6 protein-coding genes (1 of these 6 cut by a window edge) are annotated in these 19,726 nt (G+C 72.8%); all 6 read right to left on the bottom strand.

Going from position 1 to position 19,726, the window contains the following annotated elements; all coding sequences use genetic code 11:
- Positions 1-13,884: the 5' portion of an SDR family NAD(P)-dependent oxidoreductase gene (locus ACIBH1_RS15415; RefSeq protein WP_397314370.1), read on the bottom strand. It extends 13,506 nt beyond the left edge of the window; only the first 13,884 of its 27,390 coding nucleotides appear in the window; its start codon is at positions 13,882-13,884; its stop codon lies off the left edge, out of view.
- Between the two features lie 29 nt (positions 13,885-13,913).
- Positions 13,914-14,738: an FG-GAP repeat domain-containing protein gene (locus tag ACIBH1_RS15420; protein ID WP_397314371.1), complete on the bottom strand. Its 825-nt coding sequence runs from the start codon at positions 14,736-14,738 to the stop codon at positions 13,914-13,916.
- A gap of 236 nt (positions 14,739-14,974) precedes the next feature.
- Entirely contained in the window at positions 14,975-15,745 is a 771-nt protein-coding gene (locus ACIBH1_RS15425) for a hypothetical protein (protein ID WP_397314372.1), read from the bottom strand.
- Positions 15,745-16,644, bottom strand: a complete 900-nt coding sequence (locus ACIBH1_RS15430) for an ABC transporter ATP-binding protein (protein ID WP_397314374.1) — start codon at positions 16,642-16,644, stop codon at positions 15,745-15,747. The genes ACIBH1_RS15425 and ACIBH1_RS15430 overlap by 1 nt, the downstream gene beginning before the upstream one ends.
- A 30-nt stretch (positions 16,645-16,674) precedes the next feature.
- Positions 16,675-18,093, bottom strand: a complete 1,419-nt coding sequence (locus tag ACIBH1_RS15435; RefSeq protein ID WP_397314375.1) for an isochorismate synthase MenF — start codon at positions 18,091-18,093, stop codon at positions 16,675-16,677.
- The gene (locus ACIBH1_RS15440; protein ID WP_397314377.1) at positions 18,090-19,700 is read right to left on the bottom strand and encodes a (2,3-dihydroxybenzoyl)adenylate synthase; all 1,611 of its coding nucleotides are present in this window, start codon (positions 19,698-19,700) and stop codon (positions 18,090-18,092) included. The genes ACIBH1_RS15435 and ACIBH1_RS15440 overlap by 4 nt, the downstream gene beginning before the upstream one ends.
- Between the last annotated feature and the right edge of the window lie 26 nt (positions 19,701-19,726).

Consider the following 19,726-nt stretch of genomic DNA (forward strand, 5'->3'; position numbering starts at 1 on the left):
GAACGCCTCGGCCAGCTCGCGGCCCATGCCGACCCGCTGACTCCCCTGCCCGGCGAACAACATCGCCAACCGGCCACCCGACGAGCTCGCCGTACCGTTCTCGGCCAAGGCCCGCAGGGCCGCCACCAGCTCGGCCCGATCGGCACCCACCACCACCGCGCGCTGCTCCAGCAACGCCCGGCCGGTGACCAGGGCCTTGCCGACCAGGGCGGGTGCCGTGGTGTTGTGCGTAGCCCACGACGCCAGGCGGGCGGCCTGGTCCCTGAGGCCGTCGCCGTCGTTGGCGGAGATCAGCCAGGGCACGACCGGCGGTTCGGCGGGTTCGGCGGACTCGGGCACGGCCGGGCCCTGCTCGATGATCACGTGCGCGTTGGTGCCGCTGACGCCGAAGGACGACACTCCGGCCCGGCGCGGACGATCCTGCGCGTCCCAGGGCCGGGCCTCGCTCAGCAGCTCGACGGCACCGGCCGACCAGTCGATGTGCTCCGAGGGGTTCTCGGCGTGCAGGGTGCGCGGAAGCACTCCGTGCCGCATGGCCATGATCATCTTGATCACGCCGCCGACTCCGGCGGCGGCCTGGGTGTGACCGATGTTCGACTTCAGCGAGCCGAGCCAGAGCGGCCGGTCCCGCTCCTGACCGTACGTCGCGATGATGGCCTGGGCCTCGATCGGGTCGCCCAGGGTGGTGCCGGTGCCGTGGGCTTCCACGGCGTCCACGTCGGAGGTGGAAAGCCCGGCATTCGCCAGCGCCTGCCGGATCACCCGCTCCTGCGAAGGCCCGTTCGGCGCTGTCAGGCCGTTGCTCGCACCGTCCTGGTTGATCGCGGTGCCGCGCACGACGGCGAGGATCTGGTGCCCGTTGCGCTGTGCGTCCGACAGCCGCTCGACCAGCAGCATGCCGACGCCCTCGGCCCAGCCCGTGCCGTCCGCCGAGGCGGAGAAGGCCTTGCACCGTCCGTCGGTGGCCAGGCCGCGCTGCCGCGAGAACTCGACGAAGACGCTGGGCGTCGCCATGACGGTCACGCCGCCGGCCAGGGCCAGGTCGCACTCCCCCGAGCGCAGCGACTGGGCCGCCAGGTGGAGCGCCACCAGCGACGACGAGCAGGCCGTGTCGACGGTGACCGCGGGACCCTCCAGGCCGAAGGTGTAGGCGACCCGGCCGGAGGCGATGCTGCCCGCGCTGCCGTTGAGCACGAACCCTTCGAAACCGTCTGGCGCCTGCGCCAGACGGCCGCCGTAGTCGTGGTACATGACCCCGGCGAAGACTCCGGTACGGCTGCCGCGCATCGACTTCGGGCTGATCCCGGCGCCCTCGATCGCCTCCCAGGAGGCCTCGAGCAGCAGCCGCTGCTGCGGGTCCATCGCGGTGGCCTCGCGCGGCGAGACCCCGAACAGCGCGGCGTCGAACTGGTCGGCGTCGTGCAGGAACCCGCCCTCGCGGGCGTAGCTGGTCCCCGCGTGAGCAGGATCGGGGTGGTAGAGCCGCTCCAGGTCCCAGCCGCGGTTGACGGGGAAGGTGCTGATCGCGTCGCCGGAGCGGGCCAGCAGCCGCCACAGGTCGTCGGGCGAGAGCACTCCGCCGGGATAGCGGCAGGCCATCCCCACGATCGCGATCGGCTCGTCGGTCTGGACCGTGCGGGTGCTGACCTGCTGGGTCTGGGTGGCGCCGGTGAGCTGGGCGTACAGGTGGTCGGCGAGCGCGTCCGCGGTGGGGAAGTTGAACAGCAGGGTCGCGGGCAGGCGCAGGCCGGTGGCGGCGTTGAGGCGGTTGCGCAGCTCGACGGAGCTCAGCGAGTCGAAGCCCAGATCCTTGAAGGCCGCCTCGACTCCCACGGAATCGGGGTCGGAGTGCCCGAGGACCAGCGCGATGTTGGTCCTGATGAGGGTGAGCAGTGCCGCCCTGTCCGTCCCGGCGCGGAGCCGCCTGGCCGGTGCGGCGCGCCGTACCTGCGGTTTGACGAGGGATCGGAAGACGGCGGGGATCTCGTCCTGGCGGCGGAGCGTCGCGGTGTCGAGGAGGGCCACGACCTGAACGGCCCGGTCCAGGGTGAGCGCGGTGTCGAACAGCGCCATGCCCTGCGCGGCCGGCATCGGGGCGAGCCCGATACGGCCGAGGCGGGCGACGTCGGCCTGGGTGAGCGCTCCGGCCATGCCTTGCTCGGTCTGCCACAGGCCCCAGGCCAGGGAGTGCGCGGGCAGGCCGAGGGTACGCCGGTGCACGGCCAGGGCGTCGAGGTAGGCGTTGGCGGCGGCGTAGTTAGCCTGGCCGGCGCTGCCGACCGTGGCGGCCACGGACGAGTACAGGACGAAGAACGCCAGGTCGAGGTCGGCCGTCAGCTCGTGCAGATGCCATGCGGCGTCGGCCTTGGGAGCGAAGACCCGGTCGATGCGCTCCGGCGTCAGGGAGGCCACGGCGCCGTCGTCGACGACGCCGGCCAGGTGGATGATCCCGTTCAGGGGCCGGTCGTCGGGGATGGTGTCCAGCAGCGCCGCCAGCTGTTCGCGGTCGGCGACGTCGCAGGCCGCCACGGTGACCTGTGCACCGAGAGCGGTCAGATCGGACACGAGCTCGTCCGCTCCCGGGGCCGCCGGACCACGGCGGCCGGCCAGCAGCAGGTGGCGCACGCCGTGCTCGGTGACCAGCCGGTTCGCGGCGAGCGCGGCGAGCCCGCCGGTGCCGCCCGTGAGCAACACCGTCCCCTGCGTTCCGGAATGATCCGCGGCGGCGAACGGGTGCTCCAGGCGCCGGGCCTCGGTGAGCGGGGCCAGGCGCGGCACGTGGATCGTGCCGGACCTCAAGGCCAGTTGCGGCTCGCCCGAAGCGCAGGCACCCGGCAGGGCCGCCTCGGAGTCGGGATGACCGTCGGTGTCGAGAAGGACGAAACGCCCAGCGTGCTCGGATTGCGCGGACCGGATCAGCCCCCACACCGGAGCGGTGGACAGGTCGATCACGTCGCCTTCCACCACGCTGACAGCGCCGGAGGTCACGAGCACGAGCTGCGACTGCGCGAGCCGCTCGTCGGCGAGCCACTCCTGGACGAGCGCCAGCACCTCGGAGAGGCGCTCGCGGCCCGAGCCGACCGGAACCCGGAACAGGACACGCTCGGCGCCCACGACCTCGTCCAGCGAGCCCGCAGCCTGCAGCTCCGTCACCTCGGAGGGCTCCGGACCCGACGCGGGGACGGCCGGCCAGTCCAGCACGTACGGCGTCAGCTCTTGCGAAGGCTCGGTCGCCACCGGCCTGACCACGATCGATTCCACGGTCAGGATCGGCGCACCGGTGTGGTCGGCGACGCTGAGCGAGAGCTCCCCCACCCCCTTGGCCGTCGTCCGCACCCGCGCCCCGACGCCGCCCGCCGCGTGCGCGTGCACGCCCGACCAGGCGAAGGGCAGGTACGGCCGGCCGGGCTCGCTCGGCGGCAGCAGCCCTCCGAGCGTGATCGAGTGCAGCACGGCGTCGAGGAGAGCCGGGTGGAACCCGAACCGCTCCGCGCCGTCCTGGGCAGGGCCGGGCAGGTCGATCTCGGCGTAGACGTCGCCGTCCCGCTGCCAGGCGGCCACCAGTCCCTGGAAGGCGGGACCGTACTCCAGGCCGCTCGCGGCCAGGTCGTCGTAGAGGTCGTCGATGTCGAGGGGCTGCGCACCGGGAGGCGGCCACTGCGCCAGGTCGAAGCCTGGCGCGTCGAACGAGGCCGGAGACAGGACACCCTGGGCGTTCCGCTGCCAGGTGGTCGCTCCCTCGGCCCTGGAGTAGAGGGCCAGCCCGCGCCGGCCGTCGTCGTCGGGCGCGTCGATGACCACCTGAAGCTGGACGGGGCTGTCGTGGCCGATGACGAGGGGCGCCTGCAGGGCGAGCTCGGAGACGCTCGCGCAGTCCCCCGTCTCCGCGGCCGCGCGCAGCGCGATCTCCAGGAAGCCCGTGCCGGGAAGGATCGCCGTGCCGTTGACCGCGTGATCGGCGAGCCAGGGCAGGGTGGCCAGGGAGAGCAACCCGGTGAGCGTCAGGCCGTCGCCGTCGGGGGCGGGGATCGCGGCGCTCAGGATCGCATGGTCCACGACGCTCAGGCCCGCAGCCGTCACGTCACTGACGGAGCGGCTGGGCTCCAGCCAGAAGTGCTGGTGCTGGAAGGCGTAGGTCGGCAGGTCCACCTGCCTCGACGGGGTGAGGATCGTGGTCCAGTCGATCTCCACGTTGTGGGTGTGGAGGGTGCCGAGGGCTTCGACCAGCGACCGGACCTCGTGGCGGTCCTTGCGGGTGGCGGGGATGAACACGCCCTCGTCCAGGCATTGCTGGGCCAGGGCGGTGAGGGTGGTGTCCGGGCCGATCTCCACGAACACATCGGCTGCGGCAGCCAGCACGCCATCGGCGAAGCGGACCGCGTCACGGACATGCCGCACCCAGTAGGCGGGGTCGGTCACGGAACCGCTCGACATGATCGGGATCTGCGGCTCGTTGAACGTCAGGCGCGAGACGACCTGCTCGAAGTCAGCCAGCATCGGGTCCATGAGCGGCGAGTGGAAGGCATGCGACACCCGCAGTCGACGGGTGCGAGCGTCCACCAGGGCCGCGATCTCCTCCACCGCAGCCTCGCTGCCGGAGATGACGACCGAGGCGGGGCCGTTGACGGCGGCGATGCCGACATCGGAGCGGCCCTCCAGCAGCGGCGCCACCGAGGCTTCGGGAGCGGCGACGGCCAGCATCGCACCGCCCTCGGGCAGCGCCTGCATCAGCTGCGCGCGGGCCGTGACCAGCGCGCACGCATCCGCCAAGGACAGCACCCCGGCGACGTGTGCGGCGGCGATCTCACCGACCGAGTGCCCGACCAGCACGTCCGGGGTGACGCCCAGCGAGGTCAGCAGGCGGTAGAGCGCGACTTCGAAGGCGAACAGTGCCGGCTGGGTCATGCCGGTCTGGTTCAGCGCCTCGACCGGGCCAGCGAACATCGTCTCCCGGAGAGAACCAGGCAGGAGAGCACACACCTCGTCGAGCGCTTCGGCGAACACCGGGAAGGCTGCCGCCAGCTCGGTGCCCATGCCGACCCGCTGACTGCCCTGACCGGCGAACAGCATCGCCAACCGGCCACCCGACGAGCTCGCCGTACCGCTCTCGGCCAAAGCCCGCAGACCCGCCACCAGCTCAGCCCGATCAGCGCCCACGACCACCGCGCGCTGCTCCAGCAACGCCCGACCGGTGGCCAGCGTCCAGGCCGGATCCACCTCCGGCCGCTCCTGCGCCCACTCCGCCAGCCGGGCAGCCTGAGCCCGCAACGCCTCGGGCGTGCGAGCCGACAGCAGCCACGGCGACACCGGGAGCTCATTGGTGATCGACTCCGGCTCCTCCGCCACCGGCCCCTGCTCGATGATCACGTGCGCGTTCGTCCCGCTCACGCCGAAGGACGACACCCCGGCCCGGCGCGGACGATCGCCCGCATCCCAGTCCCGAGCCTCGGTCAGCAGCTCAACAGCCCCCGCCGACCAGTCGATGTGCTCCGAGGGGTTCTCCGCGTGCAGGGTGCGCGGAAGCACTCCGTGCCGCATCGCCATGACCATCTTGATCACACCGGCGACACCCGCAGCGGCCTGCGCATGCCCGATGTTCGACTTCAGGGAGCCGAGCCAGAGCGGCCGGTCCCGCTCCTGCCCGTAGGTCGCGATGATCGCCTGGGCCTCGATCGGGTCGCCCAGCACGGTCCCCGTGCCGTGCGCCTCGACCGCGTCCACGTCGGAGGTCGACAGCCCGGCATTCGCCAGCGCCTGACGGATCACCCGCTGCTGCGACGGCCCGTTCGGCGCCGTAAGACCGTTGCTCGCGCCGTCCTGGTTGATCGCGGTCCCGCGCACCACGGCAAGCACCTGGTGCCCGTTGCGCTGCGCGTCGGACAGCCGTTCGACCAGCAGCACGCCCACGCCCTCGGCCCAGCCGGTGCCGTCCGCCGAGGCGGAGAACGCCTTGCACCGCCCGTCCTCGGAGAGCCCTCGCTGGCGCGAGAACTCCACGAACGTGCCAGGTGAGGCCATCACCATCACGCCACCGGCCAGCGCCATGTCGCACTCGCCTGTCCGCAGCGACTGCGCGGCCAGGTGGAGCGCCACCAGCGACGACGAACACGCCGTGTCCACCGTGACCGCGGGGCCCTCGAACCCGAACGTGTACGACACGCGCCCTGAGGCGACACTGGCCAGTCCGCCGGTGAGGAGGTAGCCCTCCACCGCCTCCGCGCCCTCGTAGCGCCGCGGGCCGTACTCCATGGGGGCGATGCCGGTGAACACGCCGGTCTGGCTGCCGCGCAGGACGGCGGGGTCGAGGTTGGCGTGCTCGATCGCCTCCCAGGACGCCTCCAGCAGCAACCGCTGCTGCGGGTCCATCGCGAGCGCCTCGCGCGGCGAGATCCCGAAGAAGGCGGCGTCGAAGTCGGCGGCGTTGTACAGGAAGCCGCCGTAGCGGGTGGTGGAAGTGCCCGGATCGTCCGGGTCGCCGGAGAGGAGCCGCTCCAGGTCCCAGCCGCGGTCGGTGGGGAACTCGCCGACGACGTCGGCTCCTGACGCGACCAGGTTCCACAGGTCGTCGGGCGAGGCCACCCCGCCGGGGAAGCGGCAGGCCATGCCCACGATCGCGATCGGCTCGTCGAGGGCGGCGATCCTGGCCGTCACCGCGCCGGACGCGCCGCCGTCGGCGCCGAGCAGCTCGGCCCGCAGGTAGTCGGTCAGCACCGCGGGTGACGGGTAGTCGAACAGCAGCGAGCTCGGCAGTTGCAGCCCGGTGGCCGTGTTCAGCCGGTTCCTGAGCTCGATCGCGGTCAGTGAGTCGAAGCCGGCGTCCTTGAACGCGCCGGTCGCGCTGATCACGCTCGGCGTCACGTGCCCGAGCACCAGCGCCGCCTGGCTCCTGACCAGGTCGAGGAGGGTGCGTTCCTGCTCTTGCGGGTTCATCCCGCGCAGGAGCTCGCCGAGCGCCATCGCGCCCGACGCGCCGGAGGTGCGCCGTTCGACGGGCTTGCGCAGCAGGCCGCGCAGCATCGCGGGCGCGGGGTCGGCGACCCCGGCCAGGTTCAGCCGGGCGGGCAGCGGCGTCTCGGCCGTCGAGGCGAGCGCGGTGTCGAAGAGTTCCAGCGCCTGCTCGGGTGGCAGCGGGGCGATGCCCAGCCGGGCCCAGCGCGCCAGGTCGGCGGGCGCGAGCGTGGCGCCCATGCCGCCGTTGTCCCACAGACCCCAGGCGAGCGCCGTCGCGGGCAGCCCGAGGGTACGGCGGTGCCGCGCCAGGCCGTCGAGGAAGGCGTTGGCGGCGGCGTAGTTGGCCTGGCCCGCGCTGCCCAGCGTGCCCGCGCACGAGGAGAACAGCACGAACGCCGACAGGTCCAGGTCCTTCGTCAGCTCGTGCAGCAGCCAGGCGGCTTCCGCCTTCGTCCGCCACACGGCGTCGAGCCGTTGCGGGTTCAGCGCCGGGACGACGCCGTCGTCCAGGACCCCGGCGATGTGCACGACCGCGGTCAGCGAGTCGCAGGAGGCGACGAGCGCCGCGAGGGCGTCGCGGTCGGCCAGGTCGCACGTGACCAGCTCGACTCGCGCGCCGAGGCCGGTGAGCTCGTCGGCCAGGGCGAGCGCCGCGGCGGAGTGCGCGTCGCGGGTCGGCAACACCAGGTCGCGTACGGCATGCGTGCCGACCAGGTGGCGGGTGATCGCCCGCCCCAGCCCGCCGGTGGCGCCGGTGACCAGGACGGTGCCGTCGGCCCTCCAGGGGGCCTCGCCCGGCGGCAGGTCGCGCTTGGCCAGGCGGGGGACGAAGATGCGGCCTTCTCTCACGGCCAGTTGCGGCTCGTCGTAGGCCAGGGCTGCCTCCGGCGGGCAGCTGCCGTCGTGGTCGAGCAGGACGAAGCGGCCGGGGTACTCGGTCTGCGCCGAGCGCACGAGTCCCCAGACGGCTTTCGCGGCCAGGTCCGTCCCGTCGCCGGTGGCGCCCTGGGTGAGGATCACCAGGCGGGAGGAGGTCGGGTGGTCGGCGGCGAGCCACTCCTGGATGGCGCCCAGCACCCGCGCCACGGCCTGCCGCGCGCGCCCCGGCTCATCCCCCGACGCCCCATCGGCCTCGCCGGAAGCCCCGGAGGAACCGTCGGCGGAAACCTCGGCGGCGGTCCATGGCAGGAGCTCGTCGCCCGGGGCGGGCATCGCGCCGGTGACCGGCACAGGCGTCCAGTCCACCCCGAACAGCCCCGTGAGCTCCGTCGGCACGCCGGCCGGCCCGCCGGTCTCCAGCCAGTACCGGTCGCGCTGGAAGGCGTAGGTGGGCAGCTCGACGGACCCGGACGGCACGGCGGCGAAGAAGGCCTTCCAGTCCGGAGCCCGGCCCGCGGCGTGCAGCAGTCCGAGAGCCTGCACGAAGGTGCGGACCTCGTCGCGTTCCTTGCGCGCGGCGGCGACGAACACGCCGTCGGCGAGCGTCTGCTGGGCCAGGCCGGTGAGGATGCCGTCGGGGCCGACCTCCAGGAAGAGGTCCGCCTGCGCGGCGGCGGCGGCGTCGGCGAAGCGCACCGGCCGCCGCACGTGGTCGACCCAGTACTCGGCGGTGGTGAGCTGTCCGGGCTCGACCGGCCTGCCGGTGACGCTGGAGACGACCGGGATGCGGGGCTCGTGGTAGGTGACGGTGGCGGCGATGCGCCCGAACTCGGCGAGCATCGGCTCCATCAGCGGCGAGTGCGAGGCGTGCGAGACCCGCAGCGCGCGGGTGCGCGCGTTGATGCGCTCGCCGATCTCGTTGACCACGGTGGCGGCGCCGGAGATGACGACCGAGGTCGGGGTGTTGACGGCCGCGATGGCGACCTGGTCCTCGCGGCCCTCGATGTACGGCTGGACGTCGGCTTCCGACGCGGCGATGGCGAGCATCGCGCCGCCCGCGGGCAGGGCCTGCATGAGCCTGGCCCGCGCCGCGACGAGCGTGCAGGCGTCGGCCAGGGACAGCACGCCCGCGATGTGGGCGCCGGCGAGCTCGCCGACCGAGTGGCCGGCGACGACGTCGGGGTGGATGCCCAGGGAGGCGAGCAGCCGGGTCAGCGCCACCTCGAAGGCGAAGAGCGCGGGCTGGGTCATCAGCGTCTCGTTGAGCACGCCGTCCGGGTCGTCGACCATCGTGGCGCGGAGCGGGTGCGGCAGTTGCGCGTCGAACTGGGCGCTGATCTCCTCCAGCGCCTCGTCGAAGACGGGGAAGGCGGCGGCCAGGTCGCGGCCCATGCCGAGCCGCTGACTGCCCTGACCGGTGTAGAGCATCGCCAGCTTGCCGCCGTGCCCGCTTCCGGTGATGACGTCAGGCGTCGCCGTACCGTCCGCGAGGGCGAGCAGGCCGGCGAGCAGTTCGTCGCGGTCGGCGCCGACGATCACCGCGCGCTGCTCCAGCGGGTCACGCCGGGTGGCCAGGGCGGCTGCTGCGGCGGCGACGGGCACGTCGGGTCCGGCCCACGCCGCGAGCCGCCGGGCCTGGGCGCGCAGCGCCTCGGGGCTCCTGCCGGAGATCAGCCAGGGCACGAGGGGCAGGCCTGAGTCGTCCGTCTCGGGGTCGGGCGCGCCCTGCTCGATGATCACGTGGGCGTTGGTGCCGCTGATGCCGAAGGAGGAGACGGCCGCCCGGCGGGGGCGTTCCGGCTGGTCCCATGAGTGCTCTTCGGTGAGCAGCCGTACGGCTCCCGCCGACCAGTCGACGTGGGGCGAGGGCTCGTCCACGTGCAGCGTGCGCGGCAGCAGGCCGTGGCGCATCGCCATGACCATCTTGATGACGCCGCCGACTCCGGCGGCGGCCTGGGCGTGGCCGATGTTCGACTTGAGCGAGCCCAGCCAGAGCGGCTGCTCGCGGTCCTGACCGTAGGTGGCGATGATCGCCTGCGCCTCGATGGGGTCACCGAGCATGGTTCCTGTGCCGTGCGCCTCCACGGCGTCGACGTCCGCGGCCGACAGCCCGGCGTTGGCCAGGGCCTGCCGGATCACTCGCTGCTGCGAGGGGCCGTTCGGCGCGGTCAGGCCGTTGCTGGCGCCGTCCTGGTTGATCGCGCTGCCCCGCAGGACGGCCAGCACGTGGTGGCCGTTGCGCCGGGCGTCCGACAGCCGCTCGACCAGGAGCATGCCGACGCCCTCTGCCCAGCCGGTGCCGTCGGCGGAGGCGGCGAAGGCCTTGCAGCGCCCGTCCGCCGACAGGCCGCGCTGCCGCGAGAACTCCACGAACATGCCGGGCGAGGCCATGACGGTGGCGCCTCCGGCCAGGGCCAGGTCGCACTCGCCTGAGCGCAGCGACTGGGCCGCCAGGTGCAGCGCGACCAGCGACGACGAGCACGCCGTGTCGACCGTGACCGCCGGGCCCTCGAACCCGAACGAGAACGCCACGCGCCCGGAGATCACGCTGGCCGTGGTGCCGGTGAGCACGTAGCCTTCCGCGCTGCCGGTCGCCTCGTGCAGGCGGGGGCCGTAGTCCTGCGCCGTCGCGCCCGCGAACACGCCCGTACGGCTGCCGCGCAGCCCGTCGGGGCTGATCCCGGCGCGCTCGATCGCCTCCCACGACGTCTCCAGCAGCAGCCGCTGCTGAGGATCCATCGCCAGAGCCTCACGCGGGGAGATCCCGAAGAACCCGGCGTCGAACTCCGCCGCCTCGTACAGGAAGCCGCCGTGGCGGGCGTAGGAGGTGCCGTGGCCGGCAGGATCGGGGTCGTAGAGCCGCTCCAGGTCCCAGCCGCGGTCCGCGGGGAACTCCCCGATCGCGTCGCGGCCCGAGATCACCAGCTCCCACAGGTCGGCCGGGGAGACCACGCCGCCGGGGAAGCGGCAGGCCATCCCGACGATCGCGATCGGCTCGTCGTGGCCCACCACGCGCGCGACCGCGCCGCCGGGCTGCTCGATCGCCCCGGTCACCTGCGCACGCAGGAACCCCGCCAGTACGGCGGGCGTGGGGTAGTCGAACAGCAGCGAGCTTGGCAGCCGCAGGCCGGTCGCGGCGCTGAGCCGGTTGCCGAGCTCGACGGCGCTGTAGGAGTCGAAGCCGAGCGCCTTGAAGGTGGTGGCGGCGTCGACGGTGGCGGTGGTGGCGTGCCCGAGCACCAGGGCCACGCAGGTCCTGACGAGGTCGAGGAGCACCTGCTCCTGAGCCGCCTCCGTCAGCCCGGCCAGCTTGCCGGCGAGCGGCGAAGCCGCCGCCCCACCGGCGGGCGACACCGCTTCCGCGGAGGACGGGAGTCCCGCCGTGCTATCGCTGAGCGCCGGGCCGTCCGCGTCACGGCGGGCGGGGTCCGTGCCCGGGGTGCCGCTGCCGGGTGACCCGGTGAGCCAGTGGCGGGTGCGCTGGAAGGCGTACGTGGGCAATGCCACCCGACGTCCGCCCGGAAGCACGGCCTCCCAGTCCAGCTCGGCCCCGCCGGCGTACAGTTCGGCCACGGCCAGGGACGCGGCGAGCGGCTCCGGCCGGCCCTCGCGGAGCGTGGGGATGAAGCGCGCGCCGCTCCCGTGCGGCAGGCAGCGCGGCCCCAGGGCCGACAGGACGGCGCCCGGCCCGATCTCCACGAAGGCGCCGGTGCCCGCGTCGGCCAGGGCCCTGATGCCGTCGCCGAACCGTACGGCCTCGCGCACGTGCCTGACCCAGTGGTCGGGCGAGCACAGCTCGACGCCGGACGCCACGGCGCCGGTGAGGTTGGAGACGATGGGAACGGCCGGCTCGTGGTAGGTGAGCGACTCGGCCACCTGCCGGAACTCCGCGAGCATCGGCTCCATCAGCGGCGAGTGGAAGGCGTGGCTGACCCGCAGGCGGCTGGTCTTGCGACCCCTGCCGCGCATCTCCTCGGCGATCTCGGCGACGCGGCTCTCCACGCCGGAGACGACCACGGAGTCCGGCGCGTTGATCGCGGCGATGCCGGCGCCCGCGTCGAGGAACGGAAGGATCTCCTCCTCCGTGGCCTGGACGGCGACCATGGCGCCGCCGGGCGGAAGGTCCTGCATCAGCCTGCCGCGTGCCGAGACCAGGGCGCAGGCGTCCTCCAGGGACAGCACTCCCGCGACGTGCGCGGCGGCGATCTCGCCGACGGAGTGGCCGATGAGGTGGTCGGGGCGAATGCCCCAGTGGGCGTAGAGGCGGGTGAGGGCGACCTCGAAGGCGAAGAGGGCGGGCTGGGTGGTGCCGGTCTCGTCGAGACGGCCGTCCGGGTCGGTGAACATCGCCTCGATGAGGTCGCCGCCGAAGCAGGCGGAGATCTCGTCCAGGGCGCGGGCGAAGACGGGATGGGCGCCGTACAGCTCCTGGCCCATGCCACGTCGCTGGCTGCCCTGGCCGGCGTAGAGGAAGGCCAGGCCGCCCGTGCCGGGGCGGCCGGTCACGACCCCGGCGGCGGGCTCGCCCGCGGCGAGCTTGGCCAGGGTTTCGGCCAGCTGGGCCTGGTCGTCCACGACGAGGCCGGCCCGCACCGGGAAGGCGGTGCGCGTGGTGGCCAGCGAGTAGGCGAGCTCGGAGAGGCCGGTCTCCGGCGTGTTCAGCAGGTGCTCGCGCAGCCGTACGGCCTGGCCGCGCAGCGCGGCCTCGTTCTGCCCGGACAGCGGCACGATCACCGGCTGGGCGTCCGCGGAGGGCGGGGAGGCCGCGGCCGTGACCGGGGAGGGCGGCTCGACGAGGACCAGGTGGCAGTTGGCTCCGCCCATGCCGAACGAGCTGACGCCGGCCACCAGCGGCGCGTCGGTCCGCGGCCACGGGCTCAGGGCGGTGTTGACCCGGATGTTGAGCTCGTCGAAGGGGATCTGCGGGTTGGGCGTCTCGAAGTTCAGCGACGCGGGCAGCTCGCGGTTCCGGATGGCCAGCGCGGTCTTCAGCAGGCCGACGATGCCCGCGGCTCCCTCGAGATGGCCGACGTTGGTCTTGGCCGAGCCGACGAGCAGCGGGGTGCCCGGCTCCCTGGCGGAGCCCAGGGCCGCGCCGAGCGCGCGGGCCTCGATGGGGTCGCCGACCCGGGTGCCGGTGCCGTGGAGCTCGACGAACTGCACGTCGGCGCCGCTGATCCCGGCCCGCTCGCAGGCCAGCCGGATGACCTCCTCCTGCGCGTGCTGGGCGGGCACGGTCAGCCCGTCGCCGCCGCCGTCGTTGTTGACGGCGCTGCCCGCGATGACGCAGTAGACGTGGTCGCCGTCGGCCAGCGCGCGGGCCAGCGGCTTGAGCACGACGACGCCGCCGCCCTCGCCGCGGACGTAGCCGTTGGCTCGCGCGTCGAAGGTGTGGCATCGCCCGTCGGGCGACAGCGCGCCGAAGCGTTCGGCGGCCAGGGTGCTGTCGGGCGTGATGTTGAGGTTGACGCCGCCGACGAGGGCCAGGCCGGACTCGCCGTTGCGCAGGCTCTCGCACGCCAGGTGGACGGCGGTCAGGGAGGCGGACTGCGCCGAGTCGACGGTCAGGCTGGGCCCCTGCAGGCCCAGGGTGTAGGAGATGCGGTTGGCGAGCAGCGCCCTGCTGAGCCCGGTCAGGCTGTGGCGGGACACGGTGCCCTGGAGCAGCTGGGCGTAGTCGCCGGCCATGGCGCCGATGTAGACGCTGGTGCCGCTGTCCCGCAGGCTGGCGGGGACGATGCCGGCGTCCTCCAGCGCCTCCCAGCTCAGTTCGAGGACCAGCCGCTGCTGCGGGTCCATCATGGCCGCTTCGTTCGGGGCGATGCCGAAGAATTCGGCGTCGAAGTCGGCTATTGCGTCGATGAATCCGCCGCGCATTCCCTCGGTCGCCGGCGATTCCCAGCGGCCGGGCGGCACTTCCGTGATGGCGTCGCGGCCGTCGCGGAGCAGCCGCCAGAACGACTGCGGATCGGGGGCCTGCGGAAGTCGGCAGGATATACCGACGATCGCCACTGCGTCGTCGGAAAAAGTACGGGAAGAAAGTTCGAATTGCATGTGAACCTGTCCAGCTTCCGACGGAGTTATCAGCTGATGACGTCGTAGATCTCGAACCCGGTGGCGACGGTGACCGGCTCCTCGAAGAGCGCGGCCGGGTGGTCCGGGTCGAATTTCCCGCAGTGCCGGTAGGCGGCCAGGGTGCCGTCCTGGTGGAGCCCGAGCAGGTCGGGGCGGCCGTCCAGGTCGATGTCGGTGAGCGCCATCAGGCGCATGTCCTGCCAGCCCGTGGCGACCGTGTGCCAGGCGCCCTCGGTGGTCTCGCCGGGGCGGCCGTCGAACTCGAACAGGTCCAGGTCGCCGTTGGCGCGGCGGACCAGCAGGTCGAGGGTGCCGTCGCCGGTGAAGTCGGCCATCGCGACCGGCAGGTCGTCGACCCCGATCTCGGTGAGCCTGACCGGTTCCTTGTCGTAGGTGTCGTTGCGGACCACGCCCCGGTCGCGGTGCGGGAAGACGTCGACGTTGCCGGCGTCCTTGCCCCTGCCGAAGGTGTCGTCGGGGCCGGTGCCGGTCACGTCGGCGAAGCCGATCGTCTCCCACTGCTGGTCGTCGTCACGCCTCCCGGACACCCTGATCGGGTCGGCGAACGGGCCGATCTCGCCGGGCCCGCCCAGGTTCTGCAGCAGGAAGAACCCGTGCTCCCCGTTCTCGCCCGGGTTGATGTCGAATTCGTGGGCGCTGAAGGCGCAGATGTCCGCCTGGCCGTCGCCGGTCGCGTCTATGGCGCGGACGAAGAAGAAACGCCACCAGCCGAATCCGTCGCCGATGCGCACGGGATCGGCGAACGTGGCGGTGCCGTTGAATTCACCGCTGTGCGGATAGACGAACAACTCGCCGGTCTCCGTGTTACGCACGAGCAGGTCGGGTCGTCCGTCTCCGCGGAAGGATCGGCATTGACCGTTCGCGAAATTCGGCGCCATTCTGAATGCTCCTCCCGACAGGTTCCACCGATTTCAGTATTCGCGGGCGGCGGGAGGCCGAGTAACCCCTAGAGGCCACTAAAGGCGCTGGTAGAGGCCCCAGTAAGGGGTGCCGGGAACGACGACGCCCGGCGGCCGGAGCGGCACGCCGGGCGTCATGACGGAGGGGGTCAGGCGTCCCTGGTCCTGAACACGGCGAAGGCCGCCAGCAGCAGGACGGCGGTGCACGCCGCCATCAGGCCCAGGCCCGTCCACGGCGCCAGCCGTTCCGCGTCGGGGACCGTGGAGGTGATACGCAGACCGGCCTGGATCGGCCAGTAGACGGTGACCCAGTCGCCCATGGCCTGGGGCATCAGCCGCGGCCCGATGATCGGGATGATGAAGTTCACCGCGACCACCACGGTCGTGGCCGCCATCGTGTCGCGCAGCAGGACACCGATCCCGACGCCGATGAGGCCCACCAGGACCCAGATCAGCCCCATGCCGAAGACCGCGCGCAGCACGCCCGGATCGGAGAGCGAGGCCGCCGGGGCGCCGTTGGCGCCGATCGTGATCTGCCCGAGCAGGAACGAGCCGAAGGCGGCGATCTCCCCCATCACCAGCGCGATCAGCCCGAACGTCCAGACCTTCGCGGCCAGCAGGCGCCCGCGCCTGGGCACCACGGTCAGGCTCGTCCTGATCATCCCGGTGGCGTACTCGGAGGTCGCCACGAGCACGCCGAGCCCGCCCACGCTGATCTGCGCGAACAGGAAACCCCCGTACATGCTGATGTAGGTGGCGTCGAACATCGGCCCCGCGGCCTGGAAGTTCTTGCTCGCGCCGTTGGCGGTGAGGGCGCCCGCGCCGATCATGACCGCCACGGTGGCCAGCATGACGGGGACGTTCGACGGGATCGAGCGGAACTTGGTCCACTCCGAGCGCATCGTCTCCACGGCGGCCATCACGCCACGCTCGCCTGGAACTCGACGCTGTCGCGGGTCAGGTCCATGTACGCCTGCTCCAATGAGCGTTGGGGGGTCAGTTCTGTCAGCACCACTCCGGCGGCCAGCGCGGCCTCACCGATCCTCCTGGCCTCCAGGCCGGTGACGATGAACGAGCCGTCCGTCCCGCGCTGGACGGTGCCGCCCGCCTCGACCAGGCGGGGGGTCAGTTGCTCGGCGTCGTCCGCGCGGACCAGGACGTTGGAGCCCTGCCGGACGAACTCGGCGATCCCGATGTCGGCGATCAGCCTGCCCTTGCCGATGACGACGAGATGGTCGGCCGTCTGCGCCATCTCGCTCATGAGGTGGCTGGAGACCAGCACGGTGCGGTTCTCTCCGGCCAGGCCGCGCATCAGCTCGCGGATCCACTTGATGCCCTCGGGGTCCAGGCCGTTGACGGGCTCGTCGAACAGCAGCACCTTCGGGTCGCCGAGCAGTGCCACGGCGATGCCGAGCCGCTGGCCCATGCCCAGGGAGAAGGAGCCGGCCCGGTTGCGTGCGACCGACGCGAGACCCACCAGCTCCAGCACCTCGTCGACGCGGCGGGCGGGGATCGCGTTGGTCTGGGCTAAGCAGAGCAGATGGTTGCGTGCCGTACGCGACTTGTGGACGGCGCGGGCGTCCAGCAGCGCCCCCACCTCGTGCATGGGGCGGGCCAGCCCCACGTAGTCGTGGCCGTTGACGGTCACCCTGCCGGCGTCGGGCCGGTCAAGGCCGAGGATCATCCTCATGGTCGTCGACTTGCCGGCGCCGTTCGGCCCCAGGAAGCCGGTGACCCTGCCCGGTTCGACGCTGAAGGTCAGGTCGTCCACGGCCGTCTTGGCGCCGAAACGCTTCGTCAGCCCGGTTATCTCAATCATGGTCGAGTGCCTCTCGAACGTGGTTTCCGATCAAGAGGTTCCCACCCCGACCGGCCCGTACCCGGGAACGGCGAGGGCATCGAGCATCGTGCGGAACTTGAGCCGGGTCTCCTCCAGCTCGGCCTCGGGATCGGAGCCGGCCACGATCCCGCAGCCGGCGTAGAGGGTGGCGGTGCGTCCGTGCAGGTGGGCGGAGCGCAGGGCGACGGCGAAGTCCCCTTCCTGGTCGGTGTTCATCCAGCCGACGGGGCCCGCGTACCAGCCCCGGTCGAAGGGTTCGGCCGCGGCGATCCAGTCCAGGGCGGCCTGCCTCGGATGGCCGCCGACGGCGGGCGTGGGGTGCAGCAGCTCGACCAGGTCGAGCACGCCGGTGTTCGACGGGTCGGCGATCCGGCCCTCGATGCGGCTGTGCAGGTGGCGCAGGTTCGGCAGGTCCATCACGTACGGCTCGGCGGGCACCCGCACCTCGCCGCACACCCGGTCGAAGGCCTGCCGCAGCATGGCGGTGACCATCTGCTGCTCGCGCCGGGACTTGTCGTCCGCCAGCAGGGCGTCGCGCAACCGGGCGTCCTCCTCGGGGGTCGCGCCGCGGGGCATGGAGGCCGCCAGGCTCATCGACCTGGCCTGGCCGGTGCGCACGCCGACCAGCCGCTCGGGGGTGGCGCCGACGAAGGCGTGCCGGTCGAGCGCGACCGCGAAGACCGTGCTGCCCGGCTGTCCCTCGATCAGGGCGCCCACCACGGACGGGATGTCGTAGGAACAGGGGGCGTCCACGCGCAGCTGGCGGGCGAGCACGGCCTTGCCGAACGCGCCGCTGCCGACCTGCTCCACCGCCCGCCCGGCCAGCGCCTTCCACTCGTCGGGCGGAGGCACCTCCGTGACCGTCGTGCCCTCCAGGTGAGGGCTGCGGCACGGGCGGCCGCCCACCGCGGTGAGCCAGCCGTACGCCTGGTTGACGACCCGGACCACGTCGTCCGATGCGGCGGGGCCCGGTTCGACGCCGACGCTGAGCGACAGCACGGCCGGCCCGTCCGCCTCGCGTGAGATCAGCACCTTCGGCACCCACATCAGCCCGTCCGGCATGGGTCCGTCGCCCGGGGCGAAGGCGAAGCCGCCGACGAGCGACGGCGTGCCGCGCGGGCCGGGGCCGCCCTCCACGACGTCGCGGGCGGCCGGTTCCCAGCCCGCCCTGACGGTGGCGAAGCGCGCGGGGCCGCGGCCGGAGAAGTCGGCCGCGGTGCCCATGGCCAGGACGCTCGACTGCGGCGAGACCCAGACGAAGGCGCGCCTCGTGTGGACGAACAGCGGGATCAGCAGCTCGGCGGGATCGATGGGATCGATCTCCTGGCGCCAGACCGCCAGGGTGGCGCGGCCGCTGTTGCACGCCTCCGCGACGGCCTTGGCGTGCACTTCCAGGAAGCCGGACAGGTCGATGGTGAACGAGGTCATCCAGAACTCCCCCGCGTACCGAACATGCCTGCGAGCTGCTTCTTGCTGACCTTGCCCAGCGGGGTCAGCGGCAGCGCCCCGATGATCTCCAGCCGGTCGGGGAACTTGAAGGCCGCCACTCCCCTGTCCCGCAGGAACGTGGTGAGCTCCGCCAGTGTCGGCGGCTGTCCGCGCGGCACCACGCAGGCGCAGCTGCGCTCGCCGAGCACCTCGTCCGGCACGCCCACCAGGGCGACCTCGCGGACGTTCGGATGGGCCAGCAGATGGTTCTCGACCTCCTCCGCCGCGATCTTGTCGCCGCCCCGGTTGATCTGGTCCTTCACCCTGCCCTCGAAGACCACGTGGCCGGACGGCAGCAGCCGCACCAGATCACCGCTGCGGTAGAAGCCGTCGGCCGTGAAGGAGCGCGCGTTGTGCTCGTCGGCCCGGTAGTAGCCGCGCGTCGTGTACGGCCCGCGGGCCAGCAGCTGGCCGACCTCTCCCAGGGGGACGTCGTTGTCCTCCTCGTCGACCACCCGCACCTCGTCGGCGGGCGAGACCGGCAGCCCCTGGCTGATCAGGACCACGTCCGCCGGATCGTCCGGCCGGTGGAACCCGCACAGGCCCTCCGCCATGCCGAAGGCCTGCTGGAGGCGGCACCCGAGGGCGGGCTCCACGCGGTGGGCGAGCTCCGGCTGGAGTTTCGTGCCGCCGATGGTCACCCGGTTCAGGCTGGAGATGTCGTACTCACCCCAGTCCGCGGCCTCCATCCAGAGCAGGGCGGCGCCGGGGATCAGGCCCGTCTCCGTCACCCGCTCGCGCTCGATCAGCGGGAAGGACTCGTCCGGGCTCGGTCCGGGGGCCAGCACGAGCGTCGCCCCGGCGTGGAAGGTGGCCAGCAGCCCGTGGGTCAGCGGCCAGTTGTGGCACAGCGGCAGGCTCACCATGTGCACGGTGCCCGCGTGGTAGCCGCACGCCTCGCTCACCGCCCGCCCGCTGTAGCTCCACTCCTGGTGGGTGCGCGGCACCAGCTTGGGCACCCCGGTCGTGCCGCCCGACAGCAGGAACAGCGCCACCGCGGCCGGGTCGGGGCGCGGCAGGTCGGGCAGGCGGTCGCCGTCGACCTCGGCCAGGGGCACGAAGTCGCCGGGTTCGCCCGCCACCAGGACGTGCTTGACCGTCGGCACGCTCGCCACCACCTCGGCGGCCAGCGTGCGGTAGTCGAAGCCGAGATGCGTGTCGGCGATGATGTAGGCGGCCGCCTCGGTGAACTCGCAGAAGTAGGCGATCTCGCTGCTGCGGTGCGCCGGCAGCGCCATGACCGGCAGGGCGCCGATCCTGAACAGCGCGAACAGCACCACCACGAGCTCGGGCACGTTGGGCAGCTGCACGACCGCGCGGTCTCCCGGGCCGATGCCGAGGCCGTGCAGGCCGGCCGCCATCCTGTCGACCCTGGAGTCGAGCTCGGCGTAGGTCCAGCGGTGCGGGTCCACCACGAGGGCGGTCCTGCCGGGATGGTCGCGCGCCTGGCGGCGCAGCAGCTCACCCAGGTTCTCGTCCGTCCAGTAACCGGCCTCCCGGTACCGCCGGGCGAACTCCTCGGGCCAGGGAGTGAATCCATCGAGCACGGGGATCGTCCTTTCCGTCTCGGCCT

This window comes from Nonomuraea sp. NPDC050663 (genome assembly GCF_044456985.1).
In the GTDB taxonomy this organism is placed as follows: Bacteria; Actinomycetota; Actinomycetes; order Streptosporangiales; family Streptosporangiaceae; genus Nonomuraea.

Coding starts and splice junctions, on each gene's coding strand:
- ACIBH1_RS15425 (WP_397314372.1), bottom strand. CDS start 15,745: ATGGCCGCCGTGGAGACGATGCGCTCGGAGTGGACCAAGTTCCGCTCG.
- ACIBH1_RS15430 (WP_397314374.1), bottom strand. CDS start 16,644: ATGATTGAGATAACCGGGCTGACGAAGCGTTTCGGCGCCAAGACGGCC.
- ACIBH1_RS15435 (WP_397314375.1), bottom strand. CDS start 18,093: ATGACCTCGTTCACCATCGACCTGTCCGGCTTCCTGGAAGTGCACGCC.